Source organism: Pseudoalteromonas lipolytica, assembly GCF_003515105.1.
Lineage (GTDB): Bacteria > Pseudomonadota > Gammaproteobacteria > Enterobacterales > Alteromonadaceae > Pseudoalteromonas > Pseudoalteromonas lipolytica.
Genome location: NZ_CP032090.1, coordinates 2,659,172 through 2,678,067, shown reverse-complemented (window position 1 = coordinate 2,678,067; position 18,896 = coordinate 2,659,172). Strand labels below are relative to the sequence as shown.

Sequence of the window (18,896 nt, the reverse complement as noted above, 5' to 3'; positions counted from 1 at the left end):
TAAACACACCGTTTATTTAGACTGATAAAACCTCCTGCGGGAGGTTTTTTTATGTGTGAAAAGTTATGCTTGAAAAAAGCAAAATAAAAAGCCGCGTGACTTTCATCACGCGGCTTTCTTATTAATACGCTTGGGTATTAAAAAGAGTAGCTGTAACCTACTTGAAGGGTACGTGGCTTACCAGGTTGAATACCTCCGTTTGCACGGTTTGCAACGTAGGTCTTGTCAAACAGGTTGTCGACCGTTAGGTATACTTTTTGTTTGTCGTCGATAAGGTATTTAGCGGCTAAATCCCACACTACACGGCTGTCAATTGCGTTACGACCTGAAGTTGATAAGTCAGCGTGTGCATCAGACACATAACGCATTTGCGTATCAAACACAAAGCTTGAGAACTCGGCACCAAACGAAAGCGCTAGCTGGTTTTCTGGCACATATGGCATAGCATCACCACTTTTAACGCTGCCCCAAAGATCTGATTCAAAGTCATTTTCAAACTCAGAGTTTGTGTAAGTATACGTTAAACGCACAGGGAATGAGGCTGTATCTGTTGCAAACACTTTACCGGCGCTCACTTCAAAACCAGACACCGACACTTCACCGTAGTTGTACTGGTCGCCAATATTATTGTCGTTACAGCCTACAGCAGCAGTACAGTTACCGTGCATGTTCGTGTAGTCAGAGTTAAAGTAAATCACTTCACCATTAAAGCCTGCATAGTCGTAACGACCCCCAAGCTCAATGTTAACACTCTCTTCTTCTTCTTGAACCGCATTACCTGGTGCTGCTGGCGCATACCCTTTTTGAATACCGGCAAGTAGCGTTAAGCTATCGCTAACAGTGTATGTTGCGCCCAGTGACGGCACTAAAATTTCAGTGTCGTTGCTGATATTTTTAGTTAAACCGTTTGCACGTGTTGGATCTGATTTTGCCCATTCTTCACGTTTAATCGTGATATCTTCATAACGCAGACCCGCGCTAATTACTAATGCGTCTAATGACCACTCATCTTGAATGAATAGCGTTGTTGCTTCAGCGCTATCTACACGGTTGCTATCTGAACCTGGTACGCCTTTTTCAGTTAGCGTCATTGAAAGGTCTTGATTAAGCGTGTATTTGTCTTGCCATTGGAAGCGATCCATTTCGTCTTCGTGGTAACGCGCACCCACTGTAATGTAGTGGTTACCCGCAGGAATATGGAACTCTGTTTGTAAACCTTTCGCTTGGTAGTCACGGTTATTTGCTTTAACAGCAACCCCTTCGATACCTTCGCTGGTTGGGTTTGCTTCAAATTCGCTGTACTGTTCAAGGTAGCTTGAGCTTACTTTGCTCGCTTTATACCAGTTACGGTGGAAGTCATTTAAGTAAGCAGTTGCAAGTAACTCGTAACCTTTACCAAAGCGATATGCATAGTTAACTTGGTATGCATTGTGTTGTGTGTTCATTTCATCATTTTGCGAGGCTGCATAACGACGATATGGGTTTTCTTGGTAGTCTGCATCGGTTAAGCCCATGTAAGTTTCATCAGAGCGCTCGTCTGAGTATTTAACTTTCATTTCAAGGCTGTGAGCTTCGTTATCACCAAAATCAAAACCAAACTTTAATAAGAAGTCGTTCTTTTCAAAACCAGAGTTATCGCTACCAACCGGTAATTCTTTAAAGCCATCTGCGCCGTAAGTGAATACTTCAACTAAGCCTGCTGCATTGTTTTTCTTTTTACCGAAGTATGCGTGGCCTTTGTAAAAACCATCGCTACCTAGTTCAGCGTTTAATAAACCTTTAGAACCTTCGGTCGGTAAGCTGCGTGATACTAAGTTTAAAACACCGCCCGTTGTACGTGGACCATATTTAACCGATGCAGCACCTTTAAGTACTTCGATAGACTCCATGCGGCCCATAGTAGGGAAGTAGTAAGCCGATGGTGCAGAGTAAGGAGCAGGAGCAACAAGAACGCCGTCTTCCATTACAGAGATTTTATCGTTACGGCCAGTACCTGTACCACGCATACCAATGTTAGGGCGTAGACCATAGCCATCTTCTTCTTGAACGTATACACCGGGTACCGCACTTAAAACACGTGAGATGTCGGTGTATTCAAACTTTTCAAGATCTTGCTCGCTGATGAAAGTAGCAGAACCCGGAATATCGTTAATAGCAGATGCAGAGCCAATGACAGTAATTTGCTCGAAGTTCTTTTCTTCTTTAGTTACATCTTTAGCAAAAGCATTAGCGCTAAGTGATAACGCTATGGCAGTAGAAAGAGTTGAAACAATAAACGTAGGTTTCATTGTGCGTCCTGTGTATGTTTAGATTTTTTTAACCGGCGCAATTTAAACATGTAAAGTAATACGAATCAATCCTATTTGTAATAAAATTGATATAAAGCATAAGTTCATGAATTAAAATGAAAATAATAAATACAGTAGTATTGTAGTATTATTTGTGTGCAAGACCTCGTTAAGTAATACTTAACGATGTGCTAATTGGGTGAGTATGATGCAAAGGTAATATGTGTTGCTGCATAACACGCTAACCCCTTGCAGGTTATAAGTTTAAACCTGCACGGCGAAAACCGTGCCCACAAGTAGGGTATTGCAGGGGGGGATTAGGTGTCAGCGTGCAATTTAGTTTGCGAGAAACGGCTTAATACGAAACATAGAAGGCGTTTTAATGCCGAAAAAAGGCTTTAAAGGTGAAATAAAACAACACTCATCGAAATACTCATCCATCGAAACACTCAGCGAAACACTCACATCGAAATACTCAATCAATGAATTAATCGCCACTCGCTTACGTTAAACGCAGCGCAATAAACTCGGCAAGTTTATCAACCGCATTGCCCGGTTCATCAGCCCGCTTAATTAAACTAATCCCTATTTGGCCTAATTCAGGCAGATCCTTGGTGTGTAGTTGATAGTTTAGCTCATTCGGTACGGTGCTTTTTGCTAAAACAGTAATACCTAACCCTTCTTTTAATGCCGCAGTAAGGCCCGTTAAATCGGCATTACTGTACGCAATACGGTATTTAATCCCTGCGTGCTGCAATGCCTCAATCGCGCGGCGACGATAAATACAGCCCTCGGGAGCGGTAACAAGGGTAACTACATCGTTTTGTGCTAGGTTTAAATCGCCTACCCACACCAGTTGATCTTGCATAAAAATAGGGAACTTGGCCGACTCGAGTTCTTCGTTTAGAGCAAGCACCAGATCAAACTGATCTTGGCGCGATACCGACAATAAATGTTTACTTAAGCGCGAGCGAACCTCTAGCGATACATCAGGGTAGAGCGCCACAAAGTCGCCAATAATAGAAGGCAAGATACGCGCAGCAAATTCGCTGGGAATACCTAAGCGCACTTTACCGGTTACGTTTTCGCTGGTGAACTGCTGCAAAATGGCATCGTTTTGTTGCAACATTTGTTTTGCCAAAGGCAGCAATAACTCACCGTATTGATTGAGTACTTGGCGTTGCCCCTGCTTTTTAAATAGCTTGTGGCCAAGCATATCTTCAAGCCGTTTTATTTGCAGACTAACCGCCGGTTGCGACAGCCCTAATAGCTCGCCAGCTTTGGCAAAGCCACCTACTTCAACAACCGCAACGAGGGTGCGTAAACTATCGGTAGAAATATTTTTCATTTAAAAATTCTATTTATAGGGCTGTATATATAAGTATTATTTATCAATTGATAAATAATTACAATTTGTTGTTGCAAGCACGGGGCAATATACTTCAAGCATTAAAGATTGATAGGTGTCACATATGACTTTTACGCCAATAATGTTTGCTCGTCACAGCCAAGCTAATACGCCAGCAAACAACGTGCTACAAGCAAATAGCGATACTGCCATTATGGATTTTAGTGGCACTGAAGCAATCCCATTTTTAACGACTATTTTAGGTCTTGATATTAATAAGCTAACCGCCAGCGGTTTAGGCTTACGCAGCTCATTAGACGATGACCTAACAAGCAGCTACGCTTATGCGTTGTATTACTTTAACGAGACCGCTTTTCGTTTTGTACTCGCCAAAGACGCCAGCGTGCAGCTACAGTCGCTAATAAACGAGCAACAACTGCGTTACGATATTGATTATGTTATGCGTAACGACTTAAGCGCGTTAACCTTAAGTGGTGAGCAAGCGTTTGATGCCTTGGTAGATAACTTTAAGCTAACACCAGGCCTGCGTTTATCTGACATGCGCAGCTGTTATGGTGCACAAAGCGGTGAGGTATTTATTACCGCGATTGATAACCAAGATCAGCAGCAGTTTCAACTGGTAGCGCGCCAAGCAGAGCTTGATAAATGGCAAGCGCACTTACAGCAGCTCGGGTTTGATTTAACCTTAGCGGATGTTGCTTAAAGTATAAATTTTAAAAACAGCTACACACTTGGGTGTTTAGCTGTTTTTTGTAGTTACAAATCGCAATTTGGGTGTGACAACTGTGCAACTAATGTATAATCGCCGCCCATGTTATTCCCCCTCATTAAATTGAGGCCACGCCCACTCAGTGGGTTAATTTAAAAGTGAAGGAATATTATGACTTCTAAAACAGTTTTACATGCTAAGCACCTTGAAGCTGGCGCAAAAATGGTTGATTTTCACGGCTGGGAAATGCCAATCAACTACGGCTCACAAATCGAAGAGCATAATGCGGTTCGCACAGATGCAGGTATGTTTGACGTATCGCACATGACAATTGTTGATGTGCAAGGCGAACAAGCACAAGCGTTCTTACGTAAGCTAGTAGCAAACGACGTTGCTAAGTTAACGGTACCGGGTAAAGCACTTTACACAGGTATGCTTAACGAAGAAGGCGGCGTAATCGACGACCTTATCATCTACTTCTTCTCAGAAACTGACTACCGTTTAGTTGTTAACTCAGCAACCCGTGAAAAAGATTTAGCGCATTTAGCTAAAGTTTCGGCTGATTTCGCCGTAACGGTTACTGAGCGTCCTGAATTTGCAATGATTGCCGTTCAAGGCCCTAATGCACGTGCTAAAACGGCCACTGTACTTACTGCAGAGCAACAAGCTGCTGTTGAAGGTATGAAGCCGTTTTTTGGTGTGCAAGCTGGTGATTTATTTATTGCAACAACAGGCTATACTGGCGAAGATGGTTATGAGATCGTAGTACCTAACGATCAAGCTGCTGATTTGTGGCAACAACTTCTAGATGCAGGCGTAGCGCCAGCGGGTCTAGGAGCACGTGACACACTTCGTCTAGAAGCAGGTATGAACCTTTACGGCCTAGATATGGACGAAAGCGTATCACCACTTGCTGCTAACATGGCGTGGACGATTGCGTGGGAGCCAGAAGATCGTAAGTTTATCGGTCGTGAAGTATTAGAACAGCAACGCGCTGACAAAAGCACAGACAAACTAGTTGGTTTAGTGCTTGAAGAAAAAGGCGTATTGCGAAGCGGTTTAAAAGTCATCGTTGAAGGTGGTGAAGGGGTGATTACCTCTGGTACATTCTCACCAACACTTGGTCACAGTGTCGCTCTTGCACGCGTTCCGCGTTCAACTGGCGAAACAGCTCAAGTAGAGATGCGTAAAAAACTGGTTAACGTTAAGGTTGTTAAACCTTGCTTTGTACGTAACGGTAAATCAGTTATCTAAGTAATATAAAAAATTTGGTGTTATCACCCAATATAAACCAAAGGAACAAAAAAATGAGCAATATCCCAAGCGAATTAAAATATGCTACTTCACACGAGTGGGTTCGCGACGAAGGTGACGGTACGTTTACTGTAGGTATCACTGAGCACGCACAAGAACTTCTTGGCGACATGGTATTCGTAGAATTACCAGAAGTTGGTGATGAAGTTGACGCGGGTGAAGACTGCGCAGTAGCAGAGTCTGTTAAAGCAGCATCTGACATCTACGCACCAATCAGCGGTGAAATCGTTGCAATCAACGAAGATCTTGAAGATTCGCCTGAAACAGTAAATAACGACCCGTACATCGACGGTTGGTTATTCCGTATCAAAGCATCTGACACATCAGAGCTTGATAACCTGTTAGACGCTGAAGGCTACGCTAACACGATCGACGAAGACTAATTAATTAGTCACGCCGACTAAAAGCCCCGTCTAGATCCCCAGCTAATTAAATGCGTAGCTTGGGTTTCATAGGGGCTTTTATGATTTTATAGCTTACCTTTCCATACGCTGTAAGTTATTGAATCACACTGTTTTTAAGTTATTGCCAGTTACCCATTGGCAGTAACCACTTTTTTTTGGATCATAGGAATCTGGACAAATGTCAAACGCCAAATCTCTTGAACAATTAGAGCAGAAGCAAGATTTTATTCGCCGTCACATTGGGCCAAGCCCAGCGCAAGTAAGCGACATGCTGAGCGCTCTTGGAGTATCGAGTGTTGAAGAGCTGATCGGTCAAACGGTACCTGCAAGCATTCGCTTAGAGCAAGGTTTATCAATTGGTGAAAGCCGCACTGAAGTTGAAACACTAAGCTACTTAAAATCTGTAGCAAGCAAAAATAAAGTGTTCAAATCTTACATTGGTCAAGGCTACCACCCAACTCACGTACCACACGTAATTTTACGTAACGTACTAGAGAACCCAGGCTGGTACACGGCGTATACACCATACCAACCAGAGATTGCACAAGGTCGTTTAGAATCATTATTAAACTTCCAGACTATGACCCTAGACCTAACTGGTCTTGACCTTGCAAGCGCATCGTTACTTGACGAATCTACAGCTGCGGCTGAAGCAATGGGCCTTGCAAAGCGTGTTGCTAAATCAAAATCAAATGCATTCTTCATCGCTGATGACGTACACACACAAACAATCGACGTTGTTGCGACACGTGCAGAGCAGTTCGGTTTTGACGTTATCGTAGGTAAAGCGGCAGAAGCGCTAGACCACGACATTTTTGGTGCGTTATTCCAATACCCATCAACAACGGGTGAAATTACAGACGTAACCGATTTAATCGCTGGTGTTCAAAGCAAAAAAGCAATTGCCTGTGTTGCCGCAGACATCATGAGCTTATTACTACTTAAAGCACCGGGTAAACTTGGCGCAGACGTAGTACTTGGTTCAGCACAGCGTTTTGGTGTACCTATGGGTTACGGTGGTCCACACGCTGCATTCTTTGCAACACGCGACAAGTACAAGCGTTCATTACCGGGTCGTATTATCGGTGTATCTAAAGACCGTTTAGGTAACGACGCACTACGTATGGCAATGCAAACACGTGAACAACACATTCGTCGTGAAAAAGCCAACTCAAACATTTGTACAGCGCAAGTATTACTCGCGAACATGGCTGCGTTCTACGCGGTTTACCATGGTCCAGAAGGCCTTAAAACAATCGCTCAGCGTATTCACCGTTTTGCTGATATTTTAGCGACTGGCTTAAAAGCGAAAGGCGTAAACCTTAAGCACGACACATGGTTCGACACCATTACCGTTGTTGCAGACAACAAAGACGAAGTTGTTGCACGCGCAGTAGCAAATGGCGTTAACTTTGCGTCAAACCGTGCGGGTGAATACTCAATTTCTGTATCAGAAACAACAACGCGTGCAGACGTAGCAGAGCTATTCGACATCATTTTAGGTGACGACCACGGCCTAAGCGTTGACGCACTTGCGAACGAAATCGAAGTAAACGGCAGCAACTCAATTCCTGCAAGCCTTGTACGCTATGACGAAATTCTAACGCACCCTAACTTCAACTCGTACCACAGCGAGACTGAAATGTTGCGTTATATCAAGCGTCTAGAAAACAAAGATTTAGCGCTTAACCACTCAATGATCTCATTAGGTTCATGTACCATGAAACTTAATGCGACAGCAGAGATGATCCCAATCACTTGGCCTGAGTTTGCAAACCTACACCCATTCTGCCCACTTGATCAGGCAGCGGGTTACCAAATCATGATGACTGAATTACATGATTGGTTAGTAAACATCACAGGTTACGATGCCGTTTCACTGCAACCTAACTCAGGTGCACAAGGTGAATACGCAGGCTTAATCGCTATTCGTAAATACCACGAGTCACGCGGTGAAGGTCACCGTAACGTATGTTTGATCCCAAGTTCAGCGCACGGTACAAACCCAGCGTCTGCACAAATGGCAAGCATGAAAATCGTGGTTGTTGACTGTGATAAAAACGGTAACGTTGATATGGCAGACCTTAAAGCGAAAGCCGAAGAGGTATCTGAAAACCTATCGTGTATTATGATCACATACCCATCTACACACGGCGTTTACGAAGAAACAATTCGTGAAATCTGTGACATCGTGCATCAGCACGGCGGTCAAGTGTACATGGACGGCGCAAACATGAACGCGCAAGTAGGTGTTACAAGCCCAGGTTCAATCGGTTCTGACGTATCGCACCTTAACCTACATAAAACATTCTGTATTCCACACGGTGGTGGTGGTCCAGGTGTTGGCCCAATCGGTGTTAAATCTCACCTAGCGCCATTTATGCCTAACCACAGCGTAATTAACGTTGCTGGCACAAACATTGGTAACGGTGCGGTTTCTGCAGCCCCTTACGGCTCAGCAGCAATTTTACCAATCTCGTGGGCATACATTGCCATGATGGGCTCTGAAGGCTTAAAACAAGCAACAGAAATGGCTATCGTGAACGCTAACTACTTATCAGAGAAGCTAAGCGAGCACTACCCAATTTTATACCGTGGCCGTAACAACCGCGTTGCGCACGAGTGTATTGTTGACCTACGCCCACTTAAAGAGCAAACAGGCGTGACAGAAATGGACGTAGCTAAACGTCTTCAAGACTACGGCTTCCATTCACCAACTATGTCATTCCCAGTAGCTGGCACACTGATGATTGAGCCAACTGAGTCTGAGTCTAAAGTTGAAATTGACCGTTTCATCGAAGCCATGGTGTCAATCAAGTCAGAAATCGACCGTATCGCATCTGGCGAATGGTCAATTGAAAACAACCCGCTCGTGTTTGCACCGCATACACAAGCAGACGTACTAGGCAATGAGTGGGACCGTGCATACGACCGTTTCTACGCAGCATTCCCAGTACCAAGCGTAGCAAAAGACAAATTCTGGCCTACAGTAACGCGTATCGATGACGTATACGGCGACCGTAACCTAGTTTGTTCATGCCCAGCGGTTGAGACATACCGTGACTAAGGTTTGATTTGATCAGAGCTATTATAGTTTGGGAATGATAATTATAGATTGGGAAAGTTATTAAAGATTGGGAATTCTTTTCCCAAACTATAACTCTTAAAAAGGTGAGCAGAAATGTTCACCTTTTTTATTTTTGTGTCCATCCTAAATAAGGTTTGTCCCTATTATTCAATATTATGAGTGTTTAGCTTTACTGACATTTCGCTTTAAAATCCGATACTATTAGCGTTATATTAAAAAGCGGACGCTTTTATAAAAACAAGGATTTATCGTGGCTAAAGCAACTAATAACAAAAAAGACATAAAAAACACAAAAGGCTTTGAAGAAGCACTTTGGGATGCAGCTAATAAACTTCGTGGTAGTGTCGAATCTTCAGAATACAAGCATATTGTACTCAGCCTTATCTTCCTAAAATTTATTAGCGATAAATTTGAAAAACAGCGTGAAAAATTAGTCGCAGAGGGTATGGGTGATTATGTCGACATGGTGGACTTTTACACCAAAGACAATGTTTTTTACTTACCTGAGGATGCTCGCTGGTCGTTTATTCAAAAACAAGCTAAACAAGATGACATAGCAGTAAAAATTGATACTGCGCTTCATACCGTTGAGAAAAATAATGCTTCTCTTAAAGGTGCATTGCCTGATAACTACTTTTCCCGATTAGGTCTCGATGTTAGTAAGCTTGCAGCATTAGTCGATACCATCAATAACATAGAGACCATCGCTAACGAATGTCATATGACAGAAGAAGATTTAGTTGGTCGTGTGTATGAATACTTTTTAGGTAAGTTTGCTGCAAACGAAGGCAAAGGTGGTGGTGAGTTCTATACGCCTAAGTCGGTTGTATCTCTAATCGCTGAAATGATTGAGCCATTCAAAGGTAAGATCTATGATCCATGTTGTGGCAGCGGCGGTATGTTTGTGCAATCGCTCAAGTTTATTGATAGTCACAACGGCAATAAAAAAGACATTTCTATTTACGGTCAAGAGTACACCAGTACCACCCATAAGCTAGCCAAAATGAACCTTGCAGTACGTGGTATCAACGGCAACTTAGGTGATGTGGCAGGCGATAGCTTTTTTAAAGATCAGCACCCTGACTTAAAAGCAGACTTCATTATGGCGAATCCGCCATTCAATCAAAAGCAGTGGCGTGCAGATAACGAGTTAGTTGATGACCCTCGTTGGGCCGGTTTTGATGTACCACCAACCGGTAATGCAAACTATGCGTGGATCATGCATATGATCTCAAAGCTTAGTGAGTATGGGACAGCAGGCTTTGTTCTTGCCAATGGTTCAATGAGTTCTAACACCGGTGGTGAAGGTAAAATTCGTCAAAAGATAATTGAAAATGACTTAGTGGATTGCATGATTGCGCTACCGGGACAGCTTTTCTACACCACACAAATTCCAGTCTGTTTGTGGTTCATTACCAAAAATAAAACTGAGCAACACTTTGATGATGCCCGTGAACCTTTCCGTAATCGTCAAGGAGAAACCTTGTTTATCGATGCTCGTGAAATGGGCACTATGGTTAGCCGTGTTCATAAAGAACTAACTACAGACGATATTGCAGAAATTGCCAGAACTTATCACGCATGGCGAGGTGAGAAAAAAGATGGTAAGTACCAAGATATCGCAGGCTTTTGCAAATCAGCCACATTAGAAGACATTAAAGCTAACGACTTTGTATTAACACCGGGTCGTTATGTTGGCGCAGCCGAGTTAGAAGATGATGGCATCCCATTTGAAGTCAAAATGAATGAGCTAAGCCAAACCCTTTATAGCCAAATGGAACAGGCCGAAGAGCTAGATAAAGCAATTCGTCAAAACTTGGAGGTGTTGGGCTATGGCGGGTAACTTTCCTTTCATCAAATTAAAAGACATTTGCGTAAAAATAACTAAAGGGAGTACACCAACTAAAAAAGATGGAGGCTTTTCTGAGCAAGGCATAAATTTCATCAAAGCAGAGTCCGCTACTTATGATGGAGTGTTGGATGAGAGTAAATTTACTTTTGTAACAGAAGAGGTTTATGAAAAATACAAACGTTCTCAACTTGAAGAGAACGATATATTATTTTCAATGGCTGGAGCCTTTTTAGGAAAAACAGGTCTGGTTGAAAAAAAACATCTGCCAGCCAACACAAATCAGGCTTTAGCTCTCATAAGAGTTGACAGCTCACTTGCTAATCCAAAGTTTGTACATTATTCATTGCAACAAGGGCGAATTGTTCATTATGTGAACAATTCAATTTCACAATCAGCTCAACCTAATATAAATCTTCAGCAAATTGGCGATTTAGATATAGAGTTTCCTGCAAGGGAAATACAAGATTCAATAGTTGATGTTCTAGATTCAATCGTACAACGAATTTTAGTAAATCGCCAAACAAACCGAACCCTAGAACAAATGGCACAAGCGTTATTTAAGAGCTGGTTTGTGGACTTTGATCCTGTGATCGACAACGCCCTTGCCGCTGGCAACAACATTCCTGAAGCACTGCAACATAAAGCTAAACAGCGTAAACAAGCGCAAAAACTACCAGACTTTAAACCATTGCCTGATGATATCCGCGCATTATTCCCAAGCGAATTCGAACAAACTGACGAACCAAGTATTGGTATCGCAGGTTGGATACCTAAAGGGTGGAATTTTGGAAGCATGAAACAACATGCGAATATAGTAATGGGCCAATCTCCTAAAGGTGATACATATAATAATGAAGGGCTTGGAACACCATTGGTTAATGGGCCTGTCGAATTTGGTGACTACTTCACCAAAAAATCTAAATGGACAAGTGCTCCAACTAAGCTCTCCCTGAAAGGCGATTTGATAGTTTGTGTAAGAGGAAGTACAACAGGTAGATTTGTTAAAAGTGATGGAGTTTATTGCTTGGGAAGAGGAGTGTGTAGCGTGAGAGGAATGCGCTCTCAAATTTTTACCGATCTAATTTTTAAAAACAGCATTGAGCACTTACTAGGCTTAGCAACAGGCTCTACCTTTCCCAATTGGAGCCGACAAATCTTAAATGAATTCAAGGTTATTCTTCCCTGTACACAAATAGTTGATGCTTTTGACAAATTACTTTCTGAAAATTTGAAAAAAATTGAGTTGAATGTAGTTGAGTCAAAAGCACTAAATAATTTGAGGGATACTTTATTACCGAAATTAATATCTGGTGAGCTGAGTGTAGAAAATAATTGTTAAAAGGAACTTAGAATTTGAGTTGGTTAGGAAAAATATTTAATACGCTTCAATATAACGTAGATAAAAACATTAAAGAGTCGCTATATGAAAACAAATCATTTCTAGATAGTCGATGGACCATTGTTGAAAGTAACATTTTAACATGGTCAAAGCGTTATATTTATTATGCTTGTTTACTATTTGTATTGTCCTGCTTAGTCTCATCAAACTTGCTAATTTGGGAAGTTGACCTCGCAAAAGCTACATTTAAATATTTTCCTCATTGGAAAAAGTTGATTGAATGGCAAGACATATTATTTACGGCTCAGCTTACCATTGCCGCTGTCATTTATCCGTTAGCTATCGGCTTGGTAAGTCTACTTTTCCAGAATAAGTCGTCTAAAAAAACGTTAATTCCTGTTTATAAAAAATACTCAGGCGTTATGTTTGCAGGTCTTAGTGGTTTTTTACTCGCTATATTTATTCTTATTAGCTTTTTGTTAAGTGCTAGTTTATCTGATTCTTCTTACCTTGCTTTATGCCTGACATCCGTCATTTGGATGATGTTGAATGTGGCGTTAACCATTTGGTTTTTTATAAGCACTTTTAAGTTACTAGATGAAAAATCTGCAAAAAAATTAATGATGCGTTACACAATCCATGAGTGGTGTGAGCAAGATATTCGAAACAGATTAAAAGGCTTATTATTAGAAAACGCAATCAACAATAAGTTACTCACAAACAATGAAGCAGGTGTGTTGTCGGTCGTAACCTATCATTTTTCCGATGAGGAGATGCTACAAATTGATATTCAATTAAACTCTCCTCATTCAGTTGAAAACGTTAACTTCCGCTTGTTGAATGCCATCATAGGTATCCAGACATTAAAGCTAAAACTAGCTCATTGGCTTTTAGACTTAGCTGTTAGTAAGTGGCTTGCTAACCAAGGCTGGTCGTTATTTAGAAAGAAAGAAAGCGCAAAGCCAGTAATTGTTATTAACCCTTATTGGCAATCAAAATCCAAGAAATTGAATCTTATTAAATATAGCAATATTAATTTTAACAAGTTGACATGTTGGCTACTCAAGAAGTGTTTTAAAACAGTTTCAGAAGAAAACGTATTAGATGCTGAAAGCCTCGTTTTTATTGTTCAGGGCATCATTGGTGAAGCTCAAGATGCTATAAGGGATAAAGATATTTCCGCATTTAAAATTGCTATGAACGATATTTCATATTGGCATTGTCAAATAGCTTCAGCCATTGGTTTTATTAATGATAATAAAGAAGATAATTGGTTATTACTACCAAACTCAGGATGGTTTAGCAGAAGTTATTTAGATGAGCTGTTAACTGAATACTACTTACTATCAAAAGCTGCAACAGAATTAATTCCTGAAAATACTGAATTTTATGTTCAAGCTATTTATTTGCACAAACGAATCTTTAGCCATCGTGATCAAAAGATAGTGAAAGAAGGTGTGTCATTAATTCAGGGTAGCTACTTTATGTGGTCGTTGTTGATGGAGTGGCGTTCATACTCTTCTCATTCACCTGACCTTCGTATTGCCAATAAGTATGAAGATGTTTTATTTGATTTTGTTGGATCATGGGAAGGCTGGCTTGATTATATTGAGCTTCGCTCAAAACGCTCTGTAGAGTCTATTGAAAACTGGCCATATTTTCTGGCTCATCTTGAGTATACTGCTCATATGCCTATTACCGCTTTACGATATGGAAACGTAGAAGCTGCTGGTTGGGGCGTTGATATGCTTAATAACTGGTTTAGAAAGTTTTCTTTTGATCGATACAGGCATGAAGAATATAGCTGGCATTCGCAAATAATTACTCATTCAACTTTAAATGTAGATCCAGATAACGAGCTTTGGGCTGTAATTACTAATAATGAAGGTTATAAGGCAGATGTTGCTTTTGAGCTGGCTGTAGCCAATACCACATTTGATATTCGAGTTTTAACCGCTTGTTATATGTTGTTAAGGCCCAATTCAGAAGATGATGAAAAAATAAAAGAATATGTTTTTGCTTTATTGAATGGCTCGCCTATTCATCCAACGGGGGGAATAGACAACGCTATGAAAGCGTGTAACTCGCCTAGCGATATATTGGGGGCGTACATAAGGCAAAGAAATCACGGTCATTATGACGAAAGAGGCTATGGTGCTTGGTTAACCAAAATTCTTGATTCTTTCGGAAGGGTTAATGAAAGTAAAAAGGTTTCTGGCAGAATTTATTCTGGGTGGGGAGTAAATGATCCCAGAAGTATAAATAAAGCATTTGTTGAAATTGCGATTACGTTATCGACAAGTAAATGGCAGCTAAGTAGCCGTTGGGTAGAGCTTATTTTCTCTGATGTATTTAGGCATTTAGATAGAGATGCTATTAAAAACGACCTCAATGAATGGCTTAAAGTGGCGAATGAGATCGAAAGTTCAATACTTATTTCTGATGGTGATTTTGAAGATAAGAAGTCTTATTTTAATGACTCGATTAATGAAGTGATTAAGCAACTTGATAATCGCCAATCTCAAGCGATTATTGATGCTCGAATAGATGAAGAACTATTAAAACAATTTGGTTTTTCATGCTCTGAGTCAATCAATAGTTTACACGTATCGCCCAGTTACCCAGTAAAACTATTTAATACTATTAGTTCGTCTCTCAAACAAAATGAAGGCAAATTCTATTCTGCAAATGTTACGCAATACCCTAAGGAAAGAGTAGCTCTTGGGCTAGAAACTAATCGAGTTATTAATGAAGATGAGTGGCTGAGAGATGCCGTTGATAATGATCTAAATATTCGCATAATGAGGTACTTAGTTCACTATCAAGATGTTAAGCCTATTGAGTTTGATTCAAATAGCAAAATTATAAAGGCACTTATCAACTCTTCTAAAAAAATTGATAAACCAATCTTATTTATTGGTGATCATCAGTTAAATATCGAGATTCGAAAGTCACGATATAGCCCTGATGAAAGCTCTGACTTTAATGTTGAATATTTTGATGGTTATGGTCCTGATTATATTTGCCACCTAGATGGTATTGAAACTTATCGATTGAGATTTTCTGATGCTAAGTTTGCATTGTTAACATCTAAAAATTTATTTGAAAATATTAACTTTTATAAAATTGAAGATAATCGATTTGTAGAAGTTTCTTACGAAAGTGATAAGGATAAGCCTGCTTTGGGAGAGCTAAGTATGGGATATAGAATGGATGTGTCACTAGCCTCAGAACAGCCTTACTTTAAAGCCTCTGTGAAGAGCGAAGGAGACGAGAGATGAAATTTACAGAGGCACAGCTAGAAGCTGCCATTATTGAATTACTTGGTGAACAAGGTTTTCCTTACGTGCCCGGTAATGAGCTTACTCGTAGTAATACTGAGGTTTTGATTAAAGATGATTTGCGCCAATTTTTAGCTGATAAGTATCAAGCAGACAATATCACCGCTGGTGAGATTGATTCCATTATCAAGCAAATTGAGTCTTTGCCAGCTAGTGACTTATACGACAGTAATAAAACCTTCTGTAAATGGCTAAGTGATGGCTTTTTGTTAAAACGAGAGCCTTCAGCTAATGGAGAGCATTACTCGCAAAAAGATCTCTATATCCAATTAGTCGATTACACCAACGTTGTTGAAAGCCTGTTACCAGATTTAGTAAAGGAAAGCTCACCTGAATTACTTAAAGTCGCTGAGAAATCGACAAGCTATAATGATGCTAATATATACAAGATAGTTAACCAGCTTGAGATTGAAGGCGTTGATGGCGAGAAGCGCATCCCTGATGGCATTTTGTACATCAACGGTTTGCCGTTGGTGGTGTTTGAATTTAAAAGCGCTATTCGTGAAGAAGAAGCCTCTATTTATGATGCTTATGTTCAGTTAAATACTCGCTATCGCAGGGATATTCCTGCCTTATTCGTCTACAACGCCTTTTGTGTTATCAGTGATGGCGTAAACAATAAAATGGGTGGCCTTTATGCACCTTATGAGTTTTTCTATGCATGGCGCAAGGTAACGGGCAATGAATCGATAGAAAAAGATGGAATCAATTCGCTGCACACTATGTTGCAAGGGTTATTTAATAAAGCTCGCCTGCGGGATGTAATTCGCAACTTCATTTACTTTCCTGATTCATCAAAAGCTGAAGTAAAAATCGTCTGTCGATATCCTCAGTATTATGCGGCTAGAAAGCTTTACCACAATATTAAGCTTGCCAGAAAACCTGAAGGTGATGGTAAAGGTGGTACATACTTTGGCGCAACTGGTTGTGGTAAGAGTTTTACCATGCAGTTTTTATCACGACTGTTGATGAAAAGCGTTGAGTTTGAGAGCCCAACTATTGTGTTAATTACCGACCGCACTGACTTGGATGATCAGCTATCACAACAATTCTCTAATGCAAAATCATATATTGGTGATCAAACAGTTGTTGCCGTTGAAAGCCGAGACCACTTACGTGAACTGCTTCAAGGCCGTAATAGTGGTGGTGTGTTCTTAACGACTATTCATAAATTCACTGAAGATACAAAGCTGCTAACGGATAGAAGCAATGTTATTTGTATCTCTGATGAAGCGCACCGTAGTCAAACTAACCTAGATCAGAAAGTGAGAGTGACGGAAAAGGATGTTAAGAAAACTTACGGTTTTGCCAAATACCTCCATGACTCATTACCTAATGCGACATTTGTAGGTTTCACTGGAACGCCTGTTGATGCCACGCTTGATGTGTTTGGTCAAGTTGTAGATGCTTATACCATGACAGAATCAGTGAAAGATGAGATCACTGTTAGAATCGTTTATGAAGGTCGAGCGGCCAAGGTCATTTTAGATAACGCGAAATTAGAAGAAATAGAAGCTTATTATCAGCAGTGTGCTGATGAAGGAAGTAATGAGCATCAGATTGAAGAAAGTAAAAAAGCTTCCGCTAATATGACTGCTATTTTGGGCGATCCAGATCGTATTAGCGCGTTGGCCAAAGATTGTGTTGCCCATTATGAATCTCGTATTGAAGAAGGCTCTACCATAAAAGGTAAAGCAATGTTTGTAAGCTCTGCGCGAGAGGTTGCTTATTCATTTTATCAAGAATTAAAAGGTCTCCGCCCAGATTGGTTTGAAGTACTTGAATGCGAAGCTGGCGCAGAGCTAACAGAGCAAGAACGCAAAAAAATTAAACCAATGGAACGAGTCAAAATGGTGATGACTCGTGGCAAGGATGACCCTAAAGAATTGTGGGATTTGCTAGGTACTAAAGAGTATCGTAAAGAGTTAGATCGCCAATTCAAAAATGAAAAGTCTAACTTCAAAATCGCCATTGTTGTCGATATGTGGCTAACAGGCTTTGATGTGCCATTCCTCGATACTATTTATATCGACAAACCAATCCAACGTCACAACTTAATTCAAACTATATCGCGTGTTAATCGTAAGTTTGAAGGGAAAGATAAAGGTTTAGTTGTTGACTATATCGGCATCAAAACGCAAATGAATAAAGCGTTGGCCATGTATTCAAAAACGGATGAAACCAATTTTGAGGATATTGCTCAGTCAATTATTGTTGTTAAAGACCATTTAGATTTATTGGGCAAACTCATGCATCACTTTGATGAGTCGCCATACTTCACCGGACAGCCTGTTGCTCAACTTAATTGCCTCAACAATGCCGCTGAGTTTGTGTTACGAACGCAAAAACTTGAACACCGTTTTATGGCATTAGTTAAGCGATTGAAAACCGCTTATGACGTGTGCTGTGGTAGTGAAAAACTATCGCAGAAAGAGCGTGATTACATTCACTTTTACTTAGCTGTTCGTTCTATTGTTTACAAGCTCACAAAAGGTAATGCGCCTGATACTGCACAAATGAATGCCAAGGTACGAGAAATGATTTCTGACGCACTCAAAAGTGACGGAGTAGAAGAGATCTTCAAGCTAGGGCAAGGCGAAGATGGCGTTGATATCTTCGATGATGATTATTTGGCAAAAATTGAAAAAATTAAGCTTCCCAATACCAAAATCAAGCTACTTCAGCAGATGTTGGCAAAGGCAATTGGCGAGTTTAAGCAAGTAAACAAGCTTAAAGCTGTCGATTTTTCTGCTCGCTTTAAATCATTAGTTGATAGATATAACGAGCGCAAAGAAGAGGATGTATTAGTCAGTGAAGTGCTTGAAGACTTCTCTGATGAAATCATCAATATGTATCAAGACCTCAAGTCTGAAATGGGTTCGTTCGCCGATATGGGTATAAACCTAGAAGAAAAAGCTTTTTACGATATTTTAATGGCATTGGCGATTAAATATGATTTCCAATACCCAGAAGACAAACTTCTAGACTTAGCTAAAGCAGTTAAAGATGTTGTTGATGACAAAGCAAAGTACACTGACTGGAGCCAGCGTGACGATATAAAAGCTGAACTAAAAGTAGACCTGATCATGTTGTTAGCTAAATTTGGCTACCCACCCGTTGATCGTGATGAAGTTTATAAAGAGATATTCGAACAAGCTGAGAACTTTAAAAAGAATAGAGCGGCTTAGAGCT

The 18,896-nt window shown here is 40.6% G+C and carries 11 protein-coding genes; 9 read left to right on the top strand and 2 right to left on the bottom strand.

The features are described 5' to 3' along the window. Window positions 1-137 precede the first annotated feature (137 nt). Window positions 138-2,288, bottom strand: coding sequence for a TonB-dependent receptor family protein (locus D0907_RS12045; RefSeq protein ID WP_118844557.1), 2,151 nt, complete (start codon window positions 2,286-2,288; stop codon window positions 138-140). Window positions 2,289-2,670: 382 nt separating this feature from the next. Between D0907_RS12045 and D0907_RS21215 the strand changes: the two genes are divergently transcribed. After that, complete coding sequence (locus tag D0907_RS21215) at window positions 2,671-2,799, top strand: hypothetical protein (protein WP_279636377.1); 129 nt, start codon at window positions 2,671-2,673, stop codon at window positions 2,797-2,799. On the opposite strand, the gene D0907_RS12040 is transcribed toward D0907_RS21215, so the two are convergent. After that, entirely contained in the window at window positions 2,791-3,636 is an 846-nt protein-coding gene (locus D0907_RS12040; protein WP_036966646.1) for a LysR family transcriptional regulator, read from the bottom strand. The genes D0907_RS21215 and D0907_RS12040 overlap by 9 nt on opposite strands. A 124-nt stretch (window positions 3,637-3,760) precedes the next feature. On the opposite strand from D0907_RS12040, the gene D0907_RS12035 reads away from it, so the two are divergent. The 8 genes from D0907_RS12035 (at window position 3,761) to D0907_RS12000 (ending at window position 18,892) form a co-directional block, all read left to right on the top strand. Beyond that, window positions 3,761-4,360, top strand: a complete 600-nt coding sequence (locus tag D0907_RS12035) for a hypothetical protein (protein ID WP_036966649.1) — start codon at window positions 3,761-3,763, stop codon at window positions 4,358-4,360. 177 nt (window positions 4,361-4,537) lie between these two features. Further along, on the top strand, window positions 4,538-5,620 hold the full coding sequence (gene gcvT, locus D0907_RS12030) for a glycine cleavage system aminomethyltransferase GcvT (RefSeq protein ID WP_036966652.1): 1,083 nt from the start codon (window positions 4,538-4,540) through the stop codon (window positions 5,618-5,620). 53 nt (window positions 5,621-5,673) lie between these two features. Beyond that, the gene (gene gcvH / locus D0907_RS12025) at window positions 5,674-6,063 is read left to right on the top strand and encodes a glycine cleavage system protein GcvH (RefSeq protein WP_036966655.1); all 390 of its coding nucleotides are present in this window, start codon (window positions 5,674-5,676) and stop codon (window positions 6,061-6,063) included. Window positions 6,064-6,262: 199 nt separating this feature from the next. Beyond that, entirely contained in the window at window positions 6,263-9,151 is a 2,889-nt protein-coding gene (gcvP, locus tag D0907_RS12020) for an aminomethyl-transferring glycine dehydrogenase (RefSeq protein WP_118844556.1), read from the top strand. Window positions 9,152-9,422: 271 nt separating this feature from the next. Beyond that, complete coding sequence (locus tag D0907_RS12015) at window positions 9,423-11,015, top strand: class I SAM-dependent DNA methyltransferase (RefSeq protein WP_118844555.1); 1,593 nt, start codon at window positions 9,423-9,425, stop codon at window positions 11,013-11,015. After that, window positions 11,005-12,363, top strand: coding sequence for a restriction endonuclease subunit S (locus D0907_RS12010; RefSeq protein ID WP_118844554.1), 1,359 nt, complete (start codon window positions 11,005-11,007; stop codon window positions 12,361-12,363). Before D0907_RS12015 ends, D0907_RS12010 begins: the two co-directional genes overlap by 11 nt. Window positions 12,364-12,377: 14 nt before the next feature. Then, window positions 12,378-15,644, top strand: a complete 3,267-nt coding sequence (locus tag D0907_RS12005; protein WP_118844553.1) for a hypothetical protein — start codon at window positions 12,378-12,380, stop codon at window positions 15,642-15,644. After that, on the top strand, window positions 15,641-18,892 hold the full coding sequence (locus tag D0907_RS12000; protein WP_118844552.1) for a type I restriction endonuclease subunit R: 3,252 nt from the start codon (window positions 15,641-15,643) through the stop codon (window positions 18,890-18,892). Before D0907_RS12005 ends, D0907_RS12000 begins: the two co-directional genes overlap by 4 nt. Window positions 18,893-18,896: the final 4 nt, after the last annotated feature.